The organism is Arthrobacter sp. YD2, assembly GCF_030410475.1.
Taxonomy (GTDB): domain Bacteria; phylum Actinomycetota; class Actinomycetes; order Actinomycetales; family Micrococcaceae; genus Arthrobacter_B; species Arthrobacter_B zhangbolii.
The window spans coordinates 649,486-668,757 of record NZ_JAUHHB010000002.1 but is presented as its reverse complement, the minus strand read 5'-3'; the positions used below and the strand labels follow the sequence as shown (position 1 = coordinate 668,757).

General features: G+C 65.6%; 17 protein-coding genes. 16 read left to right on the top strand and 1 reads right to left on the bottom strand.

Annotated features, from left to right (window positions below; all coding sequences use genetic code 11):
- The first annotated feature begins 620 nt into the window (after positions 1–620).
- Together QWJ37_RS09675 and QWJ37_RS09670 are read left to right on the top strand one after the other, a co-directional pair.
- Positions 621–1,142: an immunity 26/phosphotriesterase HocA family protein gene (locus QWJ37_RS09675; RefSeq protein WP_227927915.1), complete on the top strand. Its 522-nt coding sequence runs from the start codon at positions 621–623 to the stop codon at positions 1,140–1,142.
- A 174-nt stretch (positions 1,143–1,316) separates the two neighbouring features.
- Positions 1,317–2,336 carry a DUF808 domain-containing protein gene (locus QWJ37_RS09670; RefSeq protein ID WP_290245159.1) on the top strand — a complete coding sequence of 340 codons (1,020 nt, stop codon included), beginning with the start codon at positions 1,317–1,319 and terminating at the stop codon, positions 2,334–2,336.
- Positions 2,337–2,372: 36 nt separating this feature from the next.
- Here the strand turns inward: QWJ37_RS09670 and QWJ37_RS09665 are convergent, their stop codons facing one another.
- Entirely contained in the window at positions 2,373–3,020 is a 648-nt protein-coding gene (locus QWJ37_RS09665; protein ID WP_227902270.1) for a TIGR03085 family metal-binding protein, read from the bottom strand.
- Positions 3,021–3,119: 99 nt separating this feature from the next.
- Between QWJ37_RS09665 and hisI the strand changes: the two genes are divergently transcribed.
- The 14 genes from hisI to QWJ37_RS09595 all read left to right on the top strand — a co-directional run bounded on the left by hisI (position 3,120) and on the right by QWJ37_RS09595 (position 19,195).
- On the top strand, positions 3,120–3,500 hold the full coding sequence (hisI, locus tag QWJ37_RS09660) for a phosphoribosyl-AMP cyclohydrolase (RefSeq protein WP_227902089.1): 381 nt from the start codon (positions 3,120–3,122) through the stop codon (positions 3,498–3,500).
- A gap of 68 nt (positions 3,501–3,568) precedes the next feature.
- Positions 3,569–5,212, top strand: a complete 1,644-nt coding sequence (locus tag QWJ37_RS09655) for an anthranilate synthase component I (RefSeq protein ID WP_290245158.1) — start codon at positions 3,569–3,571, stop codon at positions 5,210–5,212.
- Positions 5,209–5,892 carry a Trp biosynthesis-associated membrane protein gene (locus QWJ37_RS09650; protein WP_290245157.1) on the top strand — a complete coding sequence of 228 codons (684 nt, stop codon included), beginning with the start codon at positions 5,209–5,211 and terminating at the stop codon, positions 5,890–5,892. Before QWJ37_RS09655 ends, QWJ37_RS09650 begins: the two co-directional genes overlap by 4 nt.
- An 84-nt stretch (positions 5,893–5,976) precedes the next feature.
- Complete coding sequence (locus tag QWJ37_RS09645; protein ID WP_227902086.1) at positions 5,977–6,270, top strand: HGxxPAAW family protein; 294 nt, start codon at positions 5,977–5,979, stop codon at positions 6,268–6,270.
- The gene (trpC, locus tag QWJ37_RS09640) at positions 6,271–7,107 is read left to right on the top strand and encodes an indole-3-glycerol phosphate synthase TrpC (RefSeq protein ID WP_227902085.1); all 837 of its coding nucleotides are present in this window, start codon (positions 6,271–6,273) and stop codon (positions 7,105–7,107) included.
- Between the two features lie 61 nt (positions 7,108–7,168).
- A complete protein-coding gene (gene trpB / locus QWJ37_RS09635; RefSeq protein WP_227902084.1) occupies positions 7,169–8,512 on the top strand; it encodes a tryptophan synthase subunit beta in 1,344 nt (447 codons plus the stop codon).
- Positions 8,509–9,315, top strand: a complete 807-nt coding sequence (trpA, locus tag QWJ37_RS09630) for a tryptophan synthase subunit alpha (RefSeq protein WP_227902083.1) — start codon at positions 8,509–8,511, stop codon at positions 9,313–9,315. Before trpB ends, trpA begins: the two co-directional genes overlap by 4 nt.
- Positions 9,315–10,337: a prolipoprotein diacylglyceryl transferase gene (lgt, locus tag QWJ37_RS09625; protein WP_290245156.1), complete on the top strand. Its 1,023-nt coding sequence runs from the start codon at positions 9,315–9,317 to the stop codon at positions 10,335–10,337. Before trpA ends, lgt begins: the two co-directional genes overlap by 1 nt.
- A 258-nt stretch (positions 10,338–10,595) precedes the next feature.
- Positions 10,596–15,185 carry a glutamate synthase large subunit gene (gltB, locus tag QWJ37_RS09620; protein ID WP_290245155.1) on the top strand — a complete coding sequence of 1,530 codons (4,590 nt, stop codon included), beginning with the start codon at positions 10,596–10,598 and terminating at the stop codon, positions 15,183–15,185.
- Positions 15,178–16,635: a glutamate synthase subunit beta gene (locus QWJ37_RS09615; protein ID WP_227902080.1), complete on the top strand. Its 1,458-nt coding sequence runs from the start codon at positions 15,178–15,180 to the stop codon at positions 16,633–16,635. The genes gltB and QWJ37_RS09615 overlap by 8 nt, the downstream gene beginning before the upstream one ends.
- Positions 16,636–16,899: 264 nt before the next feature.
- Positions 16,900–17,271: a PadR family transcriptional regulator gene (locus QWJ37_RS09610; protein ID WP_227927909.1), complete on the top strand. Its 372-nt coding sequence runs from the start codon at positions 16,900–16,902 to the stop codon at positions 17,269–17,271.
- Entirely contained in the window at positions 17,252–17,614 is a 363-nt protein-coding gene (locus tag QWJ37_RS09605; RefSeq protein ID WP_227927908.1) for a DUF1048 domain-containing protein, read from the top strand. The genes QWJ37_RS09610 and QWJ37_RS09605 overlap by 20 nt, the downstream gene beginning before the upstream one ends.
- A 22-nt stretch (positions 17,615–17,636) precedes the next feature.
- The gene (locus QWJ37_RS09600; RefSeq protein WP_290245154.1) at positions 17,637–18,440 is read left to right on the top strand and encodes an ATP-binding cassette domain-containing protein; all 804 of its coding nucleotides are present in this window, start codon (positions 17,637–17,639) and stop codon (positions 18,438–18,440) included.
- On the top strand, positions 18,437–19,195 hold the full coding sequence (locus QWJ37_RS09595) for an ABC transporter permease (protein ID WP_290245153.1): 759 nt from the start codon (positions 18,437–18,439) through the stop codon (positions 19,193–19,195). Before QWJ37_RS09600 ends, QWJ37_RS09595 begins: the two co-directional genes overlap by 4 nt.
- Positions 19,196–19,272 lie beyond the last annotated feature (77 nt).

Below are 19,272 nucleotides of genomic sequence, written 5' to 3'. Positions count from 1 at the left end.
CGTTGAGTTACGAGCTTGTGAAGGGCCGCATAACGGCGCCCAATGGCGTGTGCGGGACGCAGCAGGGGAACCTTTTCAGCTGGAAGGTGTCCTGGACGATGTGGTCCGTTGGGGAATCCCGTTTATGGAGTCCCTCTGTGATCCTGAGGGAGTGGTCGAGAGGTTGCGGCCGCCCGCGCAGTTCAGCGCCCACCCGGGTTTACCGCGGAAGACTTACCCCATAGCCCTGGCACTGACAGGCCGACGCGAGGAGGCTGTGGACTTCGTGAGGGAGCAGCAGCGGGAAGCGGCGAATAAGACGGATGCTGCCTCTCGGGATTACGTGGCATATGCAGACCGTTTTTTGGAGAAGTACGCCTGAGAGTGAAGGTCCGTACGACGGCGGCTCACCTGGTTACTGCAACGACCACGCCGTAGGGCGAGTCGGATGCTGCCGCAGAACTGCGGGCGTGGGATTCTGAGCGTCATGGAAGAGCGACTAACCTTTCCCACGCTGAAAGACGGGGATGTCTTCAAGGTTCCCTTGGGAGATGATCTGAGAGCAGGGGATATTGTCACCAGTGCAGACCTCTTCGGCGACTAACGTGAGCGATGGAAGAGGCGAAAGGATGAGAGGAGCCATGGGCAATCGTCAAAGAGCAGCGACCCCGAGGGACGGTGACATCTTTACGATCCCGCTGGGCGACGGAAGGGTCAGCGTGGGACAGGTTATCTCGTCCTTCCATAGCGCGTATTACATAGTTGTACGGGACTTCGCTGTGCGGGTGGACGAACTTCCCTTGCGGCTTCCGGAAGCCCTTGGTGCTGAGCCGGTCCTCGCGGGATTGACCTTTGATGCACTGATTGGTCACGGGCATTGGAAGGTAGTGGACAACGGGCCAGTGGATGGAAAGAAGTATCTGCCTGCCTACAAAACCGGCACTGCTGAGATGGGAAACTGCATGATTGAAGACTTCAAAGGCGAAGTCTGGCGTCCCGCCACAGCCGTAGAGGCCGAGATCATCCCGTTCAGGGAGAACACGGCACCCATCCGCTTCGAAAAGGCGATGAAGGCCCATATGGGGTTGGAACCCTGGGATGATTCCTATGAACGTATCCGCGTTGGAGACGTTGTCACCAGCGCAGATATTTTCGGCTGGTGAGCTCAAGGAGGATTCGCCTGGACAGAGACCGTGGACGTACTTCCTTTGGCGATAGGTCCTGTTGAGCCGGGAACCTGCTGCCCGCCGGTTCTATAATTCCGGTATGCCAATTTTGCGCCTCGAGGGCGCTCTCCATGACCAACCGCCCGGATCACATCAGCACGGAGCCGGCCTGTGAGCGGCGGGCTCGTCGCCCTGCTGGATGACGTCGCCGCCCTGGCACGCATCGCGGCCGCATCCGTGGATGACATCGCAGCGGGAGCAGCGAAAGCCGGAGCCAAGGCCGCCGGCGTCGTCATAGACGATGCAGCGGTGACGCCGCAGTACGTCTCCGGTGCCGACCCGTCCCGCGAACTCCCGATGATCAAAAAGATCTTCTGGGGTTCGCTGCGGAACAAGCTGCTCATCATCCTGCCGGCCCTGCTGCTGATCAGCGCCTTCATCCCGGGCGTGATTCCGTTCATCCTGATGCTCGGCGGCACGTACCTCTGCTACGAGGGCGCAGAGAAGGTCTGGCACCAGTTCTTCGGCCACCATGAGGACAAGGAGGCCCCGGCGGTAGAGCGGGGGCCCGACGCCGAGTCCAAGGTGGTCAAGGGAGCCATCACCACGGACTTCATCCTCTCCTGCGAGATCATGGTCATCTCCATGAACGAGGTGGGCGATGCGTCCATCTGGGTCCGTGCGGTCATCCTCGTGGTCGTCGCCATTGCGATCACCATCCTGGTGTACGGAGCTGTGGGGCTGATCGTCAAAATGGACGACATAGGCATGCACCTGGCGAAGAAGGAGTCAGCCGGCTCGCAGCGCCTCGGCGGCCTGCTGGTGAAGGGTATGCCTGCTGTACTGGCGGCGATCACCTTCGTGGGAACCATCGCGATGCTCTGGGTGGGCGGGCACATCATGCTGGTAGGGGCGTCCGACCTTGGTTGGCACGCACCCTATGACCTGGTCCATACCCTGGAGCATCCGTTCGCCGGAGTTGCAGTGGTGGGCGGTTTCCTGGCCTGGCTGGTGAACACGCTGTGCTCAGCCGTCGTAGGACTCGCCTGGGGCCTGGTAGTCATGGCGGTGTTGATCCCCGTGAAAAAGGTGCTGCCCTTTGGTAAGAAGGACGCGCACACCAGCGGTGACACGAGGGCGGCAGCCGCCGGACACACACCGGACAAAGCGGACACTGATCCCGCAGGTTAGGCGCCGGAACCAACGGCGCCGTGCGGGGGTCGGAACCTAGATTCCGATCTCCGCACTTTCCAGCAGTGCAACCGCATCCGGCTGGCCCTCGAACATCACCAGGGCATGGCGGGTGCGGCCGTGGGCATGCATCAGCAGCTCGCCGGGCTCGCCGACAATCGCCACCGACACGGGCGCCCGCTTGGCCACATGCCGGGGGCCGTCCGGGCGGACCAGGACGATTCCCAGGTCCACGCCGCGGTAGAGGATGGCAGCACGCTTGATCAGCTCGGCCCAGAGGGCATCCGAATAGTCGTTGTCCAGGGCCCGCGGCGCCCACCGGTCGGTGCCGGCACGGCGGATGTCCTCGGTGTGGACAAAGTACTCGCTGAGGTTGGCGCTGTTGTCCACGGACTTGATCTTCATGGGGGAGAGCAGCGGCGGTCCGGACCGGAACTGGCGGACAAGCCTGGCATAGCTCTCCGTGGTGGAGGCTTTCTGCGCAACTTCTTCGAGGGCACGGTCAGCCCGCCCGGCAAGCGGCTTCACGAACAGGCCCACGGCGGAACTGATTTTGTGCTCGCGCAGGTACAGGTGTGCGGCCAGCTGCCGGGTCTGCCATCCGTTGCAGAGCGTGGGCGCATCAGGACCCGCCGCGAGCAAGGTCTCGGCAAGGACTTCACGGGACGGTTCTACGTAATGCATCACTGCTGAAACTAGCACGGAACGCCGGAAATGGGCGGCGTGGCGGCACATTACCCCGGGTTGGGCAGTGAGATGGCAGCGGGCAGTAGAATCAGTACGATGTCCTCCACGCCTTCTCCCCAGACTCCTCAGCTTGCCCCCGAGCTCCGCGCCGCCCTGAAGCGCGACGACGCCGGGCTGGTGGCCGCCATCGTTCAGCAGTACGACACCAACGAGGTCCTGATGCTGGGCTGGATGGATGAGGAAGCCCTGCACCGTACGCTGACCAGCGGACGGGTCACCTTCTGGTCCCGCTCCCGGCAGGAATACTGGCGCAAGGGCGACACCTCCGGACATGTGCAGTGGGTAAAGTCCGTGGCGCTGGACTGCGACGGCGACGCCCTGCTGGTCCGTGTGGATCAGGTCGGGGCTGCGTGCCACACCGGCACCCGGACCTGCTTTGACGGCCGCGAACTCGATGCCGCCGTCGGCACCCGCTGACCGGACCTCCCGCAACGCCGCACCATCATCACCAGCCGTACCCGAACCCGATAGGGAAGCAGAACACCATGCGCGATCTTGGAGCCATCCGCCCCGGCCTGGAGGAATTCCGGTCCCTGGCCGCCGACCGCCGGGTCATCCCGGTCCGCCTGACGGTACTGGCGGACGCACACACCCCTATCGGGATCTACCGCAAGCTCACCAACGGCGAGCCGGGAACCTTCCTGATGGAATCCGCCGCGTCCGGCGGCGTCTGGTCCCGGTATTCCTTCATCGGCGCCCGCTCCCGGGCCACCCTGACCACCCTGGATGGAAAAGCGCACTGGCTAGGCCAGCCGCCGGCCGGTGTTCCCGTGGATGGCAGCCCGGTGGAAGCCCTGGCCCGGACCGTGGAGCTGCTGGCCACTGACCGCTTCGACGAGGTTCCCCCGTTCACCTCCGGCATGGTGGGTTTTGTCGGCTGGGAAACCGTGCGGCACTGGGAAAAGCTGCCCAACCCGCCCGCGGATGACCTGGACCTGCCGGAAATCGCCATGAACCTGGTCTCGGACATGGCCATCCATGACAACAGTGACGGCACGGTGACGCTGGTTGCCAATGCCATCAACTTCGACGGTTCGGACGAGCGGGTCGATGAGGCGTGGCATGACGCCGTCGGCCGCCTGCGCTCCATGCTCGACCGCCTCGCGGCACCCACACCGCAGGCAGTGTCCGTGCTGCCCGCAGGCGGAGTTGACGCCGCCGACCTGACCGCCAACGTCAAGGAAAGCTGGCCGAAACCCGACTACACCCGGGCAGTGCAGCGTGGCAAGCAGGCCATCGTGGACGGTGAAGTGTTCCAGGTGGTCATTTCACGCCGCTTCGAGGCCGAGTGCCGTGCTGCGGCGTTGGACGTCTACCGGGTCCTGCGCACCACCAACCCCAGCCCCTACATGTACCTCTTCAACTTCGAAGACGCCCACGGCAACCCGTTCAATGTAGTGGGATCCTCGCCGGAAGCCCTGGTCACGGTCACCGGCCGCGATGTCATCACCCACCCGATTGCCGGCTCCCGCCCCCGCGGCCGGACCTCCGAACTCGACCGGGCATTGGCCGAGGAACTGCTGGAAGACGAAAAGGAACGCGCCGAGCACCTGATGCTGGTGGACCTGGCCCGCAACGACCTTTCCAAGGTCTGCCGCCCCGGCAGCATCGACGTCACCCAGTTCATGGAAGTGGAACGGTTCAGCCACATCATGCACCTGGTCTCCACCGTCGTCGGACGCCTGGCCGACACCTCCACGGCCTACGACGTCCTCGCGGCCACCTTCCCAGCGGGCACCCTCTCCGGTGCGCCGAAGCCGCGGGCCCTGCGCCTGCTCGACGAAGTTGAGCCGCACCGCCGCGGCATCTACGGCGGCGTGGTCGGATACCTGGACTTCGCCGGAGACATGGATATGGCCATCGCCATCCGCTCGGCGCTGCTGCGGGATGGAAAGGCTTACGTGCAGGCCGGCGGCGGAATAGTCAACGACTCTGATCTGGAAGCCGAAGCACAGGAAACCGTCAACAAGGCGGCTGCACCCCTCCGGGCGGCGCTCATCGCCGGCTCGCTGAAAACTGTCGCCGCACCGGGTGAAACCGGACCGGGTAAACCGGCGGACCGCACTTCCGCGCCCTCCGCACCCGCCACCCGACCGCAGGAATCCGTACCCCAGGAAGCAGACAAGTGAGCACCACGCCCGCCGCATCATCCCGCTCCACCCCGCCGGCACCCCGCTGGCGGCGCAAGGCAACCGTTGTGATGGGAACCGTCCTGCTGGCGGCCCTCGCCTTCGGCACCACAACCCGCACCTGGCTGAACGTCACACTCCCGGCCACCGACGTCGTGACCCCGGATGTGGCTGTCGCCGGCAGTGACGCGGCCACCGCAGTCACCGCCTTCGCCGTGGTGGCCGTGGCCGCCGCCCTGGCAGCCGCCATTGCCGGACGGATTGCCCGCTGGATCATCGGCGTGATCCTGGTGATCTCCGGCAGCGGAGTGGCGGTGGCCAGCTACCGGATTATCAGCGACCCGCTCCAGGGCGCCGCCGGCGCCATTGGCAAGGCCATCGGCGTCAGCTCCGCCGAGGGCACCGCGGTGGAAGTGACCGCCATGCCGTATGCGGCACTGGTGATCGGCATCCTCATTGCCCTGGCCGGTGTCTGGCTCTCCCTCGCGGGACGGCACTGGAGCACCTCGCGCCGCTATGCTGCGCCGGCGGCAGGTGCCGCGGGGGACCGCGAGGGCGGAACCGGCGCGAACACCCCCGGAGACGCCGCAGCCGGCAGCAATGACCGGGACGCGGAACCCGTGGACGAGATTGACGGCTGGGACCAGCTCTCCCGCGGCGAAGACCCGACCGACAAATAGACCCGCACCAAAGCTACATATAAGAGGGTTTCCGTCCAGCTAATGGCAGAATGGAACCCAGATTCGTTAATGAGGAGATTCACCATGAGCACAAACACCACTGACCAGCGCCTCGAAGCCGGCCAGGAAAACGAGGGCGAAGCCCACGCCAGCATCCACGACGAGACCATTGGGCACGGCAACACCCCCGCCGCCTGGACCTGCGTCCTCATCATGATCGTTGGTGCCGCTGTTTCATCCGTCGCCTACATCATGGCCAGCTTCGTCGGCTTCTTCGCCGGCATCGCCGTGATGCTCATCGGCCTGGTTGTGGGCTTCATCATGCGCAAGGCAGGCTACGGCGTCAACGGATCAAAGCTGAAGAACAGCAGCCACTAGGTGAGCGTTCTCGACGACATCATTGCCGGCGTCCGGGAAGATCTCTCCCGGCGCCGGCAGGGCGTATCGCTGGAGCAGGTGCGCGACGCCGCTGCCCTGGCTCCGGCGCCGCTTGATGCCTTCGCGGCGCTCGGCGGAAACGCTGATCCGCGTACCGAGCTGCGGGTCATCGCCGAGGTCAAGCGCAGCAGCCCCTCAAAGGGCGCCCTGGCCGACATTGCGGACCCGGCTGCCCTCGCTGCCAGCTACGAGCGCGGGGGAGCGGCCGTTATCAGCGTCCTCACCGAGGAGCGCCGGTTCGGCGGCTCGCTGGCGGACCTGGACGCCGTCCGCGCCGCGGTAGGAATTCCGGTCCTGCGCAAGGACTTCACCGTTGACGAGTACCAGATCTGGGAGGCGCGGGCACACGGCGCGGACCTGATCCTGCTGATCGTGGCGGCGCTGGACGACGCGCAGCTGCGCAGTTTCCTCGACCTCACCCACGAGCTGGGCATGAACGCCCTCGTGGAGACGCACACCCCTGAGGAAGTCGAGCGCGCCGTGGCGCTGGGTGCCCGGATCATCGGCATCAACGTCCGCAACCTCAAGACGCTCGACGTCGACCGTTCGGTGTTCGCCTCGCTCGCCGGCAGCATTCCCGCCGGACCCGTGGTGATTGCCGAGTCCGGTGTCCGTGACGCCGCCGACGTCGAACACTATGCCTCCCACGGGGCAAACGCGGTGCTGGTGGGTGAGGCGCTGGTAAAGCACGCCACCCCGGCACAGACCATCGGCGAATTCACCGCAGCGGGGGCAGGCGCCATTGCCGCGCGCGGCGCCGTGGAAGCCAACCCATAGCTCCAAACTCCCTGTCCGGGCAGCGATAGCCCGGGCTCAAGCAGGACAGGACAGAAACCCCATGATCGGGAAGTCGGAACAGGCACAGGCAGCGGGCGCTGCCGCAGAGACCGGATCAGGAAGCGTCACCGAGGCCTTCCTCAGCGGGGGAGCCTCCCTCCGCCATGCCTCCGGTCCGTATTTCGGCGAGTACGGCGGCCGATGGATGCCCGAATCCCTGATTGCGGCCCTCGACGAGCTGGAAGAGACCTTCGAGAAGGCCAAGGCCGACCCGGAGTTCACTGCCCAGGTTGCGGACCTGAATAAGAACTACTCCGGCCGTCCGTCCCTGCTCACGGAGGCCAAACGCTTTGCGGAGCATGCCGGCGGGGTGCGGATCTTCCTCAAGCGCGAGGACCTCAACCACACCGGTTCACACAAGATCAACAACGTCCTGGGCCAGGCCTTGCTCGCCAAGCGGATGGGCAAGACCCGGGTGATTGCCGAGACCGGTGCCGGCCAGCACGGTGTCGCCAGCGCCACCGCCGCGGCCCTGCTGGGCCTGGAGTGTGTGGTCTACATGGGGGCAGAGGACTGCCGCCGCCAGGCCCTGAACGTTGCCCGGATGGAACTGCTCGGCGCGAAGGTCATTCCGGTGACCAACGGCTCCGAGACCCTGAAGGACGCCATCAACGAGGCCCTGCGGGACTGGGTGGCCAACGTGGACAACACGCATTACCTGCTCGGCACCGCCGCGGGGGCGCACCCGTTCCCGGCCATGGTGCGGTACTTCCACGAAGTCATCGGCGAGGAAGCCCGCGCCCAGATGCTGGAGCAGACCGGCCGGCTGCCGGATGCAGTCTGCGCATGCATTGGCGGCGGCTCCAACGCCATCGGCATCTTCCACGGGTTCCTGGATGATCCGTCAGTGAAAATCTACGGCTTCGAGGCCGGCGGCGACGGGGTTGAAACCGGCCGCCACGCCGCCACCATCACCCTGGGCCGCCCGGGTGTGCTGCACGGCGCGCGGTCCTACCTGATGCAGGATGAGGACGGCCAGACCGTCGAATCGCATTCCATCTCCGCCGGCCTGGACTACCCCGGCGTAGGTCCGGAGCATTCCTACCTCTCCGACATCGGCCGGGTCAGCTATGAGCCCATCACCGACGCCGAAGCCATGGACGCCTTCCAGCTGCTGTGCCGCACGGAGGGGATCATTCCCGCCATCGAATCCGCGCACGCCCTGGCCGGGGCCATCAAGGTGGGCCGCAGGCTCGCGGAAGAAGGCGACGCGTCCGAAAAGATCGTGCTGGTTAACCTCTCCGGCCGCGGCGACAAGGACGTGGCCACCGCCGCTGAATGGTTCAACCTGCTGGATGACCAGTCAGCCGAAGCCGAGATCGGCAAAGAAGGGGAACAGCTGTGAGCACCGAAGTCCGGCAGAGCAAGGCCGCGGCCGCCATTGACCGGGCGGCTGCCGAAGGCCGCGCCGCGCTGATCGGCTACCTGCCCGCCGGATACCCCACCGTGGCGGAAACCATCGCCGCGGGTATTGCCCTGGCGGAGAACGGTGCCGACCTGATTGAAATCGGCATTCCGTACTCGGACCCGGTCATGGACGGCCACGTCATCCAGGCCGCCACCACCCAGGCCCTGGCCGACGGTTTCCGCGTGGCCGAGGTATTCGACGTCGTTGCCGGTATTACGGCGGCCACCGACGCAGCCGTGCTGGTGATGACGTACTGGAACCCCGTGGTGCGGATGGGCGTGGATGAGTTTTCCCGCCGCCTGGCCGAGGCCGGGGGAGCCGGACTCATCACTCCGGACCTGGTGCCGGACGAGGCCACCGAATGGTTCGCGGCCTCGGATAAGTACGGCCTGGACCGGGTGTTCCTGGTGGCACCGTCCTCTACCGAGGCCCGTATGAAGAGCACCGTCGCAGCGAGCCGCGGCTTTGTCTATGCCGTTTCCATCATGGGTGTCACCGGCGCCCGGGACAGCGTCAGCGACGCCGCCCGGGACGTAGTCAGCGCCGCCCGTGCCGCCGGCGCGGAGCGGGTATGCGTAGGCCTGGGCGTTTCGCGGGCCGGGCATGTCCGCGAAATCGGCGCCTACGCCGACGGTGTCATTGTGGGCACTGCCCTGGTGGCCGCCCTGCGCGACGGCGGCGTCCCGGCCGTGGCCGAGCTAACCCGTGAACTGCACTCCGGAACCCCGAAGGCCCGTTAATGAACCTGATGCCGGTGCCTGCGGGCATCCCCAGCCCCTCCTCCGACTTCAGCAGCTTTTCGCTGGGGCCGCTGACCATCCATGTCTACGCCCTGTGCATCCTGGCCGGCATCCTCGCGGGTCTGTGGCTGACCTCCCGGCGCTGGAAGGCCCGTGGCCTGAACACTGACGATGTCTGGGACATTGCCATCTGGGCCATTCCCTTCGGCATCATCGGCGGGCGGCTCTACCACGTCATTTCCTCTCCGGACGCCTACTTCGGTGCGGACGGGGACCTTGCCCTCATTCCGCAGATCTGGCGGGGCGGGCTGGGGATCTGGGGTGCCGTGGCACTGGGCGCTGTGGGTGCCTGGATCGGGTGCCGGCGGGCGGGCATCAAGCTCTCCACCTTCGCCGACGCCGCTGCTCCGGGCCTGCTCCTGGCCCAGGCTGTGGGACGGTGGGGAAACTGGTTCAACCAGGAACTCTTCGGCGCGGAAACAGACCTGCCCTGGGGCTTGGAAATTGACGCGGACAACCCCAACTTCCCCGCCGACGCCGCACCCGGCACCCTGTTCCACCCGACCTTCCTTTATGAATCGCTGTGGAACCTGGCCGGCGTGGCACTGCTACTGCTTCTGGACCGCCGGTTCAGGCTCCGTGGCGGACGGCTGGTCTGGCTCTACGTGGCCTTCTACACCCTGGGGCGCCTCTGGATTGAGCTGCTGCGCATTGATGACGCCGAAATGATTACGCTTTTTGGCGTCACACAACGGCTTAATGTGTGGACCAGTGCAGCCCTGCTCATCGCCTCCCTGGCCATGTTTGTTTACCTGACAATCAAGGCACGCAAGGGCGGTGAGGGTTCCCTGTACCTTCCCGGCCGCGAACCAGCCGCTGAGCTCCCGGATAACAAGAACGAAACAGAAGCCGCGAAATCGGAATCGGCGTCATCCGGGCGCCCCGTGCGTGCTAATCTCGCAGAGACAAAAACCGAGGAGTCCCATCCTCACCGGTCCAAGGACAACGGACCTCCCGCCTAAGAACTCCGGGTTACCTCCCGGTGCTGCAGGCGGTAGCCACATTGAAGTGGCGCCAACGGCTGCAGCCCGGGAGACCCATCCGGAAAGCGCCGGTCACGGCAGGCAGGATTCCCAGTGGAACCGGATTTTCCGGTTTTCCGGGACGAAGTGAGCCGTAGAATCAATAAACGCCGCGGAGGATCCCCCTGAGGATTTCCCGCCGTGGGGCCAGCGTTGTCCCCTCCCGACGCTCTAATAAGGGGGAAGGACTCACTTCTTATGACTGATTCCCTGTCTGCTTTTTCCGACACCGTCGTGTCACCTTTCACCCGCTTTGCCGCGCTCCCGGAGGACTCCGGTCTGTACCGGGCCGAAAACGAGAAGGACGCCTGCGGCCTGGCGGTCATCGCCACCCTGCGAGGCGAGCCCACCCACGGGATTGTCGACGCCGCCCTCACCGCCCTGCGCAACCTCGAGCACCGCGGTGCCGTGGGCGCCGATGAAGGAACCGGCGACGGCGCGGGCCTGCTCACCCAGGTACCGGACGAATTCCTGCGGGCCGTGGTGGATTTCGAACTCCCCGCAGCCGGCGGCTACGCCGTGGGAACCGCGTTCCTGCCTACCGAAGACCGAGAACAGCACACCGCCCGGGCCGGGGTGGAAGCCATTGCCGCCTCCGAAGGCCTGCAGGTACTGGGCTGGCGTGAAGTCCCCGTGGTCGCCGATCTGGTCGGCGCCATGTCCCGGGCGTGCATGCCCTACTTCGTCCAGGTATTCCTGGCCCCCGAAGAAGGCCTCGGCACCGAAGACCTGGATGCCCGGGCCTTCCGCGTCCGGAAGCGGTCGCAGAACAAGTTCGGCGTCTACTTCCCCTCGCTGTCCTCCAAGACCATGGTCTACAAGGGCATGGTCACCACCGCGCAGCTGGAACCGTTCTTCCCGGACCTGTCCGACCCGCGGTTCAAGACCAAGCTGGGCATTGTCCACTCACGTTTTTCCACCAACACCTTCCCGTCCTGGCCGTTGGCCCAGCCGTTCCGCACCATTGCCCACAACGGTGAGATCAACACGGTCAAGGGCAACCGCAACTGGATGCGCGCCCGGCAGTCCCAGATGAAGAACCCGCTGCTGGGGCAGACGCCGGAGGAACTGTTCCCCATCTGTACCCCCGGGGCCTCCGATTCGGCGTCCTTTGACGAGGTGGCGGAGCTGCTGATGCTCTCCGGGCGGCCCATTACCCACGCAATCATGATGATGATCCCGGAGGCGTGGGAAAACCATGCCACCATGGACCCGGCCCGCCGGGCGTTTTACCAGTACCACTCCATGCTGATGGAGCCGTGGGACGGTCCCGCTGCCGTCTCCTTCACCGACGGCACCCAGGTGGGTGCGGTGCTGGACCGCAACGGCCTGCGCCCGGCCCGGTACTGGGTCACCGATGACGGCCTGGTGGTCCTGGCCTCCGAAGTCGGCGTGGTGGATATTGACCCGGCCACCGTGGTCCGCAAGGGCCGTGTCTCGCCCGGCAAGATGTTCCTGGTGGACACCGCCGAGGGCCGGCTGATTGAAGACGAGGAAATCAAGTCCGAAATTGCCGCCGCCAACCCCTGGGCGGAATGGGTGAAGGAGAACCAGGTCCGGCTGGAGGAACTGCCCGAACGCGAGCACGTCCTGCACACCAAGGCCTCCATCAACCGCCGCCAGCGGACCTTCGGTTACACGCAGGAGGAACTGCGCATCCTGCTGGGCCCGATGGCCCGCACCGGTGCCGAGCCGCTCGGCGCCATGGGGTCGGATACCCCCATTGCGGTGCTCTCCAAGCGGCCGCGGCTGCTCTTTGACTACTTTGTGCAGTCCTTCGCCCAGGTGACCAACCCGCCGCTGGACGCCATCCGCGAGGAACTGGTCACCTCCATGCAGGCCTCCATCGGGCCCAACGGCAACCTGCTCTCGCTGAAACAGGTGAAAACCAGCCAGGTGGCGCTGAAGTTCCCGGTCATCAACAATGACGAGCTGGCGAAGATCGCCAACCTCACCGATGAGGACGGCGAACGGATCGCGCTGAAGGTCCGCGGCCTGTACCGCCCACAGGGCGGCGAAGCGGAACTGCGGGCCCGGATCAGCGAAATCTGTGAAAAGGTCTCCGGCGCCGTGAACCGCGGTGTGCAGTACATTGTCCTCTCGGACCGGGATTCCAACGCCCAGTGGGCGCCGATCCCGTCCCTGCTGCTGCTCTCCGCCGTGCACCACCACCTGCTCAAGAGCGCCAACCGCACCAAGATCTCCCTCCTCGTGGAGGCCGGAGACGTGCGCGAGGTGCATCACGTGGCCGTGCTCATCGGCTACGGTGCGTCAGCTGTGAACCCGTACCTGGCCATGGAAAGCTGCGAGGAACTGGTCCGCAACGGAGACATCACCGGTGTCACCCGTGAAGAGGCCGTCACCAACCTGATCAAGGGCCTGGGCAAGGGCGTCCTGAAGATCATGTCCAAAATGGGCATCTCCACCGTGGCCTCCTACTGCGGCGCCCAGACCTTCGAGGCGATCGGCCTCGGCCAGGAACTGGTGGACGAGTTCTTCCACGGCACGCAGACCCAGCTCGGCGGCGTCGGACTGGACGTTATTGCCGCCGAAGCCGGCGCCCGGCACGCCGAGGCGTACCCCGGCGACGGCGTGGAGGAGCCGCACCGTGCGCTGGACAACGGCGGTGAATACCAGTGGCGGCGCGAAGGCCCGCCGCACCTGTTCAACCCCGAGACGGTGTTCCGGCTGCAGCACGCCACGCGTGAGCGCCGGTACGACGTGTTCAAGGCCTACACCAACGGTGTTAATGACCAGTCGAAGAACCTGATGACCCTGCGCGGCCTGCTGGACTTCCGCACGGGGGAGCGTCCGCCCGTGCCGCTGGACGAGGTGGAGCCGGTCTCCAGCATCGTCAAGCGCTTCTCCACCGGTGCCATGAGCTACGGCTCCATCTCCAAGGAAGCCCACGAAACCCTGGCCATTGCCATGAACCGGCTGGGCGCGAAGTCCAACACCGGTGAGGGCGGGGAAGACGTGGAGCGGCTGCTGGATCCCGAGCGCCGTTCGGCCATCAAGCAGATTGCCTCCGGCCGGTTCGGCGTCACCAGCCTGTATCTGACCAACGCCGAAGACCTGCAGATCAAAATGGCACAGGGCGCCAAGCCCGGCGAGGGCGGCCAGCTGATGGCCCAGAAGGTCTACCCCTGGGTGGCCCGCACCCGGCACTCCACCCCGGGCGTGGGGCTCATTTCCCCGCCGCCGCACCATGACATCTACTCCATCGAAGACCTGGCGCAGCTGATCTATGACCTGAAGCGCTCCAACCCGTCAGCCCGCGTGCACGTCAAGCTCGTGTCCGAAGCCGGAATCGGCACCGTGGCGGCCGGCGTGACCAAGGCCAAGGCCGACGTCGTACTGGTGTCCGGGCACGACGGAGGCACGGGCGCCTCGCCGTTGAACTCGCTCAAGCACGCCGGTGCGCCCTGGGAGCTCGGCCTGGCCGAAACCCAGCAGACGCTGATGCTCAACGGACTCCGGGACCGCGTAGTGGTCCAGGTGGACGGCCAGCTGAAGACCGGACGGGACGTAGTGATTGCCGCGCTGCTGGGCGGGGAGGAATTCGGCTTCGCCACCGCGCCGCTGGTGGTGTCGGGCTGCATCATGATGCGGGTCTGCCACCTGGATACCTGCCCGGTGGGCGTGGCTACGCAGAACCCCGAACTGCGCAGCCGCTTCACCGGCAAGCCGGAGTTCGTGGTGAACTTCTTCGAATTCATTGCCGAGGAAATCCGCGAAATCCTGGCCGAGCTCGGGTTCCGCACCCTGGAAGAAGCGATCGGACACACCGAACTGCTGGACACCCGGGCAGCGATTGACCACTGGAAGGCCGACGGGCTGGACCTGGAGCCGATCCTGCGCGGCGCCGAGGTGGACCCCGGTGCTCCGCTGCGGAACATGGTGTCGCAGAACCACGAACTGGATCTGCACTTCGACAACAAGCTGATCGAGATGAGCGCAGATGCGCTGCAGAACCGTGCACCGGTGCGGATTGCCCTGGATGTGGTGAACACCGACAGGTCGGTGGGCACCATGCTCGGTCACACGGTCACCAAAACCTTCGGTACCGATGTCCTGGCACCGGACACCATCGACATCACCCTTACCGGCCAGGCCGGCCAGTCGCTCGGGGCATTCCTCCCGGCAGGCATCACCCTGCGCCTGTTCGGCGATTCGAATGACTACGTGGGCAAGGGCCTCTCCGGGGGCCGGATCATCGTCCGCCCGGACCGCGGGAACGTGTTTGCCGCCGACCGCAACGTCATCGCCGGCAACGTGATCGGCTACGGCGCGACCAGCGGGGAGATGTTCCTCAGCGGCCAAGTGGGCGAACGCTTCCTGGTCCGCAACTCCGGGGCCACCGCCGTGGTTGAAGGCATCGGTGACCACGGCTGCGAATACATGACCGGGGGACAGACCCTGATCCTGGGCCCGACCGGACGCAACTTCGGCGCCGGCATGTCCGGCGGCACCGCGTTTGTCATCGACCTGGTGCAGGCGAAGGTCAATAAGGAAAGCCTGGAGCGCGGGGAACTCCGCCTGGAGGCTCCGGATGCGGAGGACATCGACATTGTCCGCGGCCTGCTGGTCCGGCACGTCGAGGAAACCGAATCCGATCTGGCACGCAAACTGCTGGAGAACTTCGAGGACACCGTGTCCCGGATTACCAAGGTGCTGCCGCGGGACTATGCGGCAGTGCTCGGCGCCCGCGCCTCAGCCGTGGAAGCGGGACTCGATCCCGACGGCGCTGAAGCATGGACTCAGATTTTGGAGGTTACCGGTGGCTGACCCACGCGGATTCTTGAAGGTACGCGAACGCGAAACCCAGCCCCGGCGCCCCGTGCCGGTGCGCATCATGGACTGGAAGGAAGTCTACGAAGCGCAGGAGAAGGGTGTGCTGAAGGCACAGGCCGGGCGCTGCATGGACTGCGGCATTCCGTTCTGCCACCAGGGCTGCCCGCTGGGCAACCTCATTCCGGAATGGAATGACCTGACCTGGCGGGACAAGGGCGCGGAGGCCATTGAACGGCTGCACGCCACGAACAACTTCCCGGAGTTCACCGGACGGCTCTGCCCGGCACCCTGCGAGGCGTCCTGCGTGCTGGGCATCAACCAGCCGCCTGTCACCATCAAGCAGGTGGAGGTATCCATCATTGATGAAGCCTGGGGTGAAGGCTGGGTAACCCCGCACCCGCCGGAGCGGCTCACGGACCGCACCATCGCCGTCGTCGGCTCCGGGCCCGCCGGACTGGCAGCGGCCCAGCAGCTCACCCGGGCCGGGCACACCGTGGCCGTCTACGAACGCGACGACCGCATTGGCGGGCTGCTGCGCTACGGCATCCCGGACTTCAAGATGGAAAAAATCCAGGTGGACCGCCGCTTGGAGCAGATGCGCACCGAAGGCACGCGGTTCCGCACCGGTGTGGAAGTGGGCAAGGACATCAGCTGGGAGCAGCTGCGCCGCCGCTATGACGCCGTGGTAATTGCCACCGGCGCCACCGTGCCCCGCGACCTGCCCATCCCGGGACGGGACCTGACCGGCGTGCACTTCGCCATGGACTACCTGGTCCAGTCCAACAAGGCCGTGGCCGGGGACAGGGTGAAGAACCAGATCAGCGCCGAGGGCAAGCATGTGGTGATCCTGGGTGGCGGCGACACGGGTGCCGACTGCCTGGGTACCGCCCACCGGCAGCAGGCAGCGTCCGTCACTACCCTGGCGATTGGCCAGCAGCCGCCCGCCGAGCGTGCCGCGCACCAGCCGTGGCCGATGTACCCGACGCTGTTCGAGGTGGCCAGTGCCCATGAAGAGGGCGGGGAACGGACCTACCTTGCCTCCACCGTCGAGTTTGTGGGGGAGAACGGGAAGCTGACCGGCGTCAAGGTGGCGGAAACGGAGTTTGTGGACGGAAAGCGCCTGCCGAAGGCCGGCACCGAGCGGGTCATCCCCGCCGACTTGGTCTTCCTGTCCCTGGGCTTCACGGGTCCGGAACCGGCAGGCCTGGCCGAACAGGTTTCCGCGGAGTTCGATGACCGCGGCAACGTGATCCGGGACGGTTACTACATGACCGGCACTCCCGGTGTGTTCGCGGCGGGCGACGCCGGACGCGGGCAGTCCCTCATTGTCTGGGCCATTGCGGAGGGCCGGGCAGCGGCTGCAGCCGTGGACCAGTGGCTGATGGGCTCCACCCGGCTGCCGGCGCCGGTGGCTCCGACGGACCGGGCCATCACCCCGCTGTAGGCCCGCTGCCGGTCCCCGAAGTGCAGACCGGCTGCTCGAGGTACGACAACACACAGTCACGACAGAAAACACAGCTACGACCGAACAGGCCCGAAGACCCAGCACCGGCGGCTGGGCCTTCGGGCCTTTTTGGTGCTCTGGAATCCCGTGCGGCTCCCGTGCCCCGGAATCTTCTGCCCGGCCCACTTCCCGCCGCAGCTACCTAGTGTTACTGTCTAGTGGTAGTCAGTATCACTAGGTAGTTGACGTGAGCAGGGGCGGTCCATGGGCAAACAGATGACGGAGATGCTCAAGGGCACCCTCGAAGGCATTGTCCTGGCCCTCATTGCCGCGAATCCGGCCTACGGTTACGACATCACGGCACGGCTCCGGGATCAGGGCTTCAGCGATATTGCCGAGGGCACCGTATACGCCCTCCTGCTCCGGATCGAAAAACGAGGTCTCGTCGACGTCGAGAAGGTGCCCTCGGAAAAGGGGCCGGCGCGCAAGGTTTACACCCTGAACGCACAAGGTGCGGATTACCTCCGTGAGTTCTGGGGCAGCTGGAGCTTTCTGACGGCACGGATAGAACACCTGCAGTGGGACGTCCAACAGCCGCACAACACGGGAGGCAATGATGGCCGCGAAATGGATTGAGCTTGTGACCGGACCGTTTGAGGATAAAAGGCGCTGGCGCCGCTTCAAGCAGCGCAAGGCCCAGCTGCCTGCGGGATACCGGACCGCCATGGACGGCCTCGAGCGCTACTTTATGTACGCGGGACCAATCGCCAAGGGCGACGTCTATATCCAGATGCTCGAAGACCTCGCTGACCTGATTGAGCGCGCCGCCGTCGACGGGACGCCTATCCGCGGCGTCGTCGGTGAGGATCCGGTGGAGTTTGCAGAGGCCTTCATCGCGAATTATGCGGACGGCCAGTGGATCGACAAGGAGCGCAGGCGCCTGGTCGACACCATCGACCGGTCCGAGGGAGAGGCATAACCACCGGGATTGGAGACCGGCTATGCGTACCAACCACACCCTTGACCCCGCCATCCGGGTAGAGGGCATTGAAAAATCGTTTCGGGATCTGCAGGTGCTGCGCGGAGTCGACTTTGACGTAAGCGCAGGCAGTATCTTCGCACTGTTGGGCTCCAATGGTGCGGGAAAAACAACGCTCGTGCGGATTCTCTCTACTTTGTTGGCCGCCGACGCCGGGACCGCCGCGGTCTCCGGCTTCGACGTCGGAACCCAGCCCGCCGATGTGCGCCGCTCCATCAGCCTGACCGGCCAGTTCACGGCGGTTGATGACGTGCTGACGGGCCGGGAGAACCTGGTCCTTATCGCCAAACTGCGCCACCGGAAGAATCCGGGTGCGGTTGCGGACGGGATGCTCGCCCGGTTTGCGCTCACCGACTCGGGGACCCGCAGGGCGGGCACCTATTCCGGCGGAATGCGGCGACGCCTCGATATCGCGATGAGCCTGATCGGGGATCCGGGGGTGATTTTCCTGGACGAGCCGACCGCCGGCCTGGACCCCCAGGCACGCAACGAGGTGTGGCACGCCGTCCGGGAACTGGCCGCGGCCGGAACCACTGTCCTGCTCACCACGCAGTACCTGGACGAGGCGGAGCAGCTCGCCGACCGCATCGGGATCCTGCACCAGGGCGTCATCATCCGGAACGGCACCCTGTCCGAGCTGCAGCAGCTCCTTCCGCCGGCCAAGACTGAGTACGTCACCAAGCAGGCGTCCCTCGAGGACGTCTTCCTCGCCCTGGTCGGCGACACCGGCCGGACTCCGACCGCGGAAGAAAGGGAAAGCCGATGACTGCCCTCAGCGATACCGCCGCCCTGACCGGCCGCTCCCTGCGGCATGTGCTCCGCAGCCCGGATACCGTGATCACCACTGCCGTCACCCCGGTCGCCCTGATGCTGATGTTTGTCTACGTCTTCGGCGGCGCCATCAGCACCGGATCGGGTGAGGCCTACATCAACTACATGCTGCCCGGCATCCTGCTGATCACCGTTGCCTCCGGTGTCGCCTATACCGCCTACCGGTTGTTCCTCGACAAACGGGACGGCATGTTCGAACGCTTCCAGTCGATGCCCATTGCCCGCTCGGGGGTGCTCTGGGCGCATGTACTCACCTCGGTGAGCGCAAACCTTGCCGCGGTTGCCCTGGTTATCGGTGTGGCCGTGATGATCGGGTTCCGCAGCGGTGCATCGCCGGTGGCCTGGTTCGCCGTCGTCGGGATCCTGGTCCTGTTTACGCTGGCGCTCACCTGGCTGGCGGTGATCGCGGGCCTGGTCGCCAAAACCGTCGACGGCGCCAGCGCCTTCAGTTACCCGCTGATCTTCCTGCCGTTCATCAGCTCGGCATTTGTCCCCACCGGGACGATGCCCGGACCAGTTGCGTGGTTTGCGGAGAACCAGCCGGTCACGTCAATTGTGGACACCATCCGGGCGTTGTTTGCCCAGCAACCTGCCGGCGCGGATTTTTGGATAGCGCTGGCCTGGCTGGCGGGTATCCTCGGTGCTGCCTACGCCGGCGCCATCGCCATCTACCGCCGCAAGGTCGGCTGACCGTTTCGGGTAGAGTGTGGCGTCCGTACCGGATCCGGTATTGGACAGGCACACTTTCGGACACGCATATTTGGGGG

Excerpts from the sequence above, each read along its gene's own strand:
- QWJ37_RS09655 (WP_290245158.1), top strand. The coding sequence starts at position 3,569 with ATGCGCGATCTTGGAGCCATCCGCCCCGGCCTGGAGGAATTCCGGTCC.
- trpB (WP_227902084.1), top strand. The coding sequence starts at position 7,169 with ATGATCGGGAAGTCGGAACAGGCACAGGCAGCGGGCGCTGCCGCAGAG.
- QWJ37_RS09600 (WP_290245154.1), top strand. The coding sequence starts at position 17,637 with ATGCGTACCAACCACACCCTTGACCCCGCCATCCGGGTAGAGGGCATT.
- gltB (WP_290245155.1), top strand. The coding sequence starts at position 10,596 with ATGACTGATTCCCTGTCTGCTTTTTCCGACACCGTCGTGTCACCTTTC.
- QWJ37_RS09610 (WP_227927909.1), top strand. The coding sequence starts at position 16,900 with ATGGGCAAACAGATGACGGAGATGCTCAAGGGCACCCTCGAAGGCATT.
- QWJ37_RS09675 (WP_227927915.1), top strand. The coding sequence starts at position 621 with ATGGGCAATCGTCAAAGAGCAGCGACCCCGAGGGACGGTGACATCTTT.
- QWJ37_RS09595 (WP_290245153.1), top strand. The coding sequence starts at position 18,437 with ATGACTGCCCTCAGCGATACCGCCGCCCTGACCGGCCGCTCCCTGCGG.
- QWJ37_RS09645 (WP_227902086.1), top strand. The coding sequence starts at position 5,977 with ATGAGCACAAACACCACTGACCAGCGCCTCGAAGCCGGCCAGGAAAAC.
- QWJ37_RS09665 (WP_227902270.1), bottom strand. The coding sequence starts at position 3,020 with ATGCATTACGTAGAACCGTCCCGTGAAGTCCTTGCCGAGACCTTGCTC.
- hisI (WP_227902089.1), top strand. The coding sequence starts at position 3,120 with ATGTCCTCCACGCCTTCTCCCCAGACTCCTCAGCTTGCCCCCGAGCTC.
- QWJ37_RS09605 (WP_227927908.1), top strand. The coding sequence starts at position 17,252 with ATGGCCGCGAAATGGATTGAGCTTGTGACCGGACCGTTTGAGGATAAA.
- lgt (WP_290245156.1), top strand. The coding sequence starts at position 9,315 with ATGAACCTGATGCCGGTGCCTGCGGGCATCCCCAGCCCCTCCTCCGAC.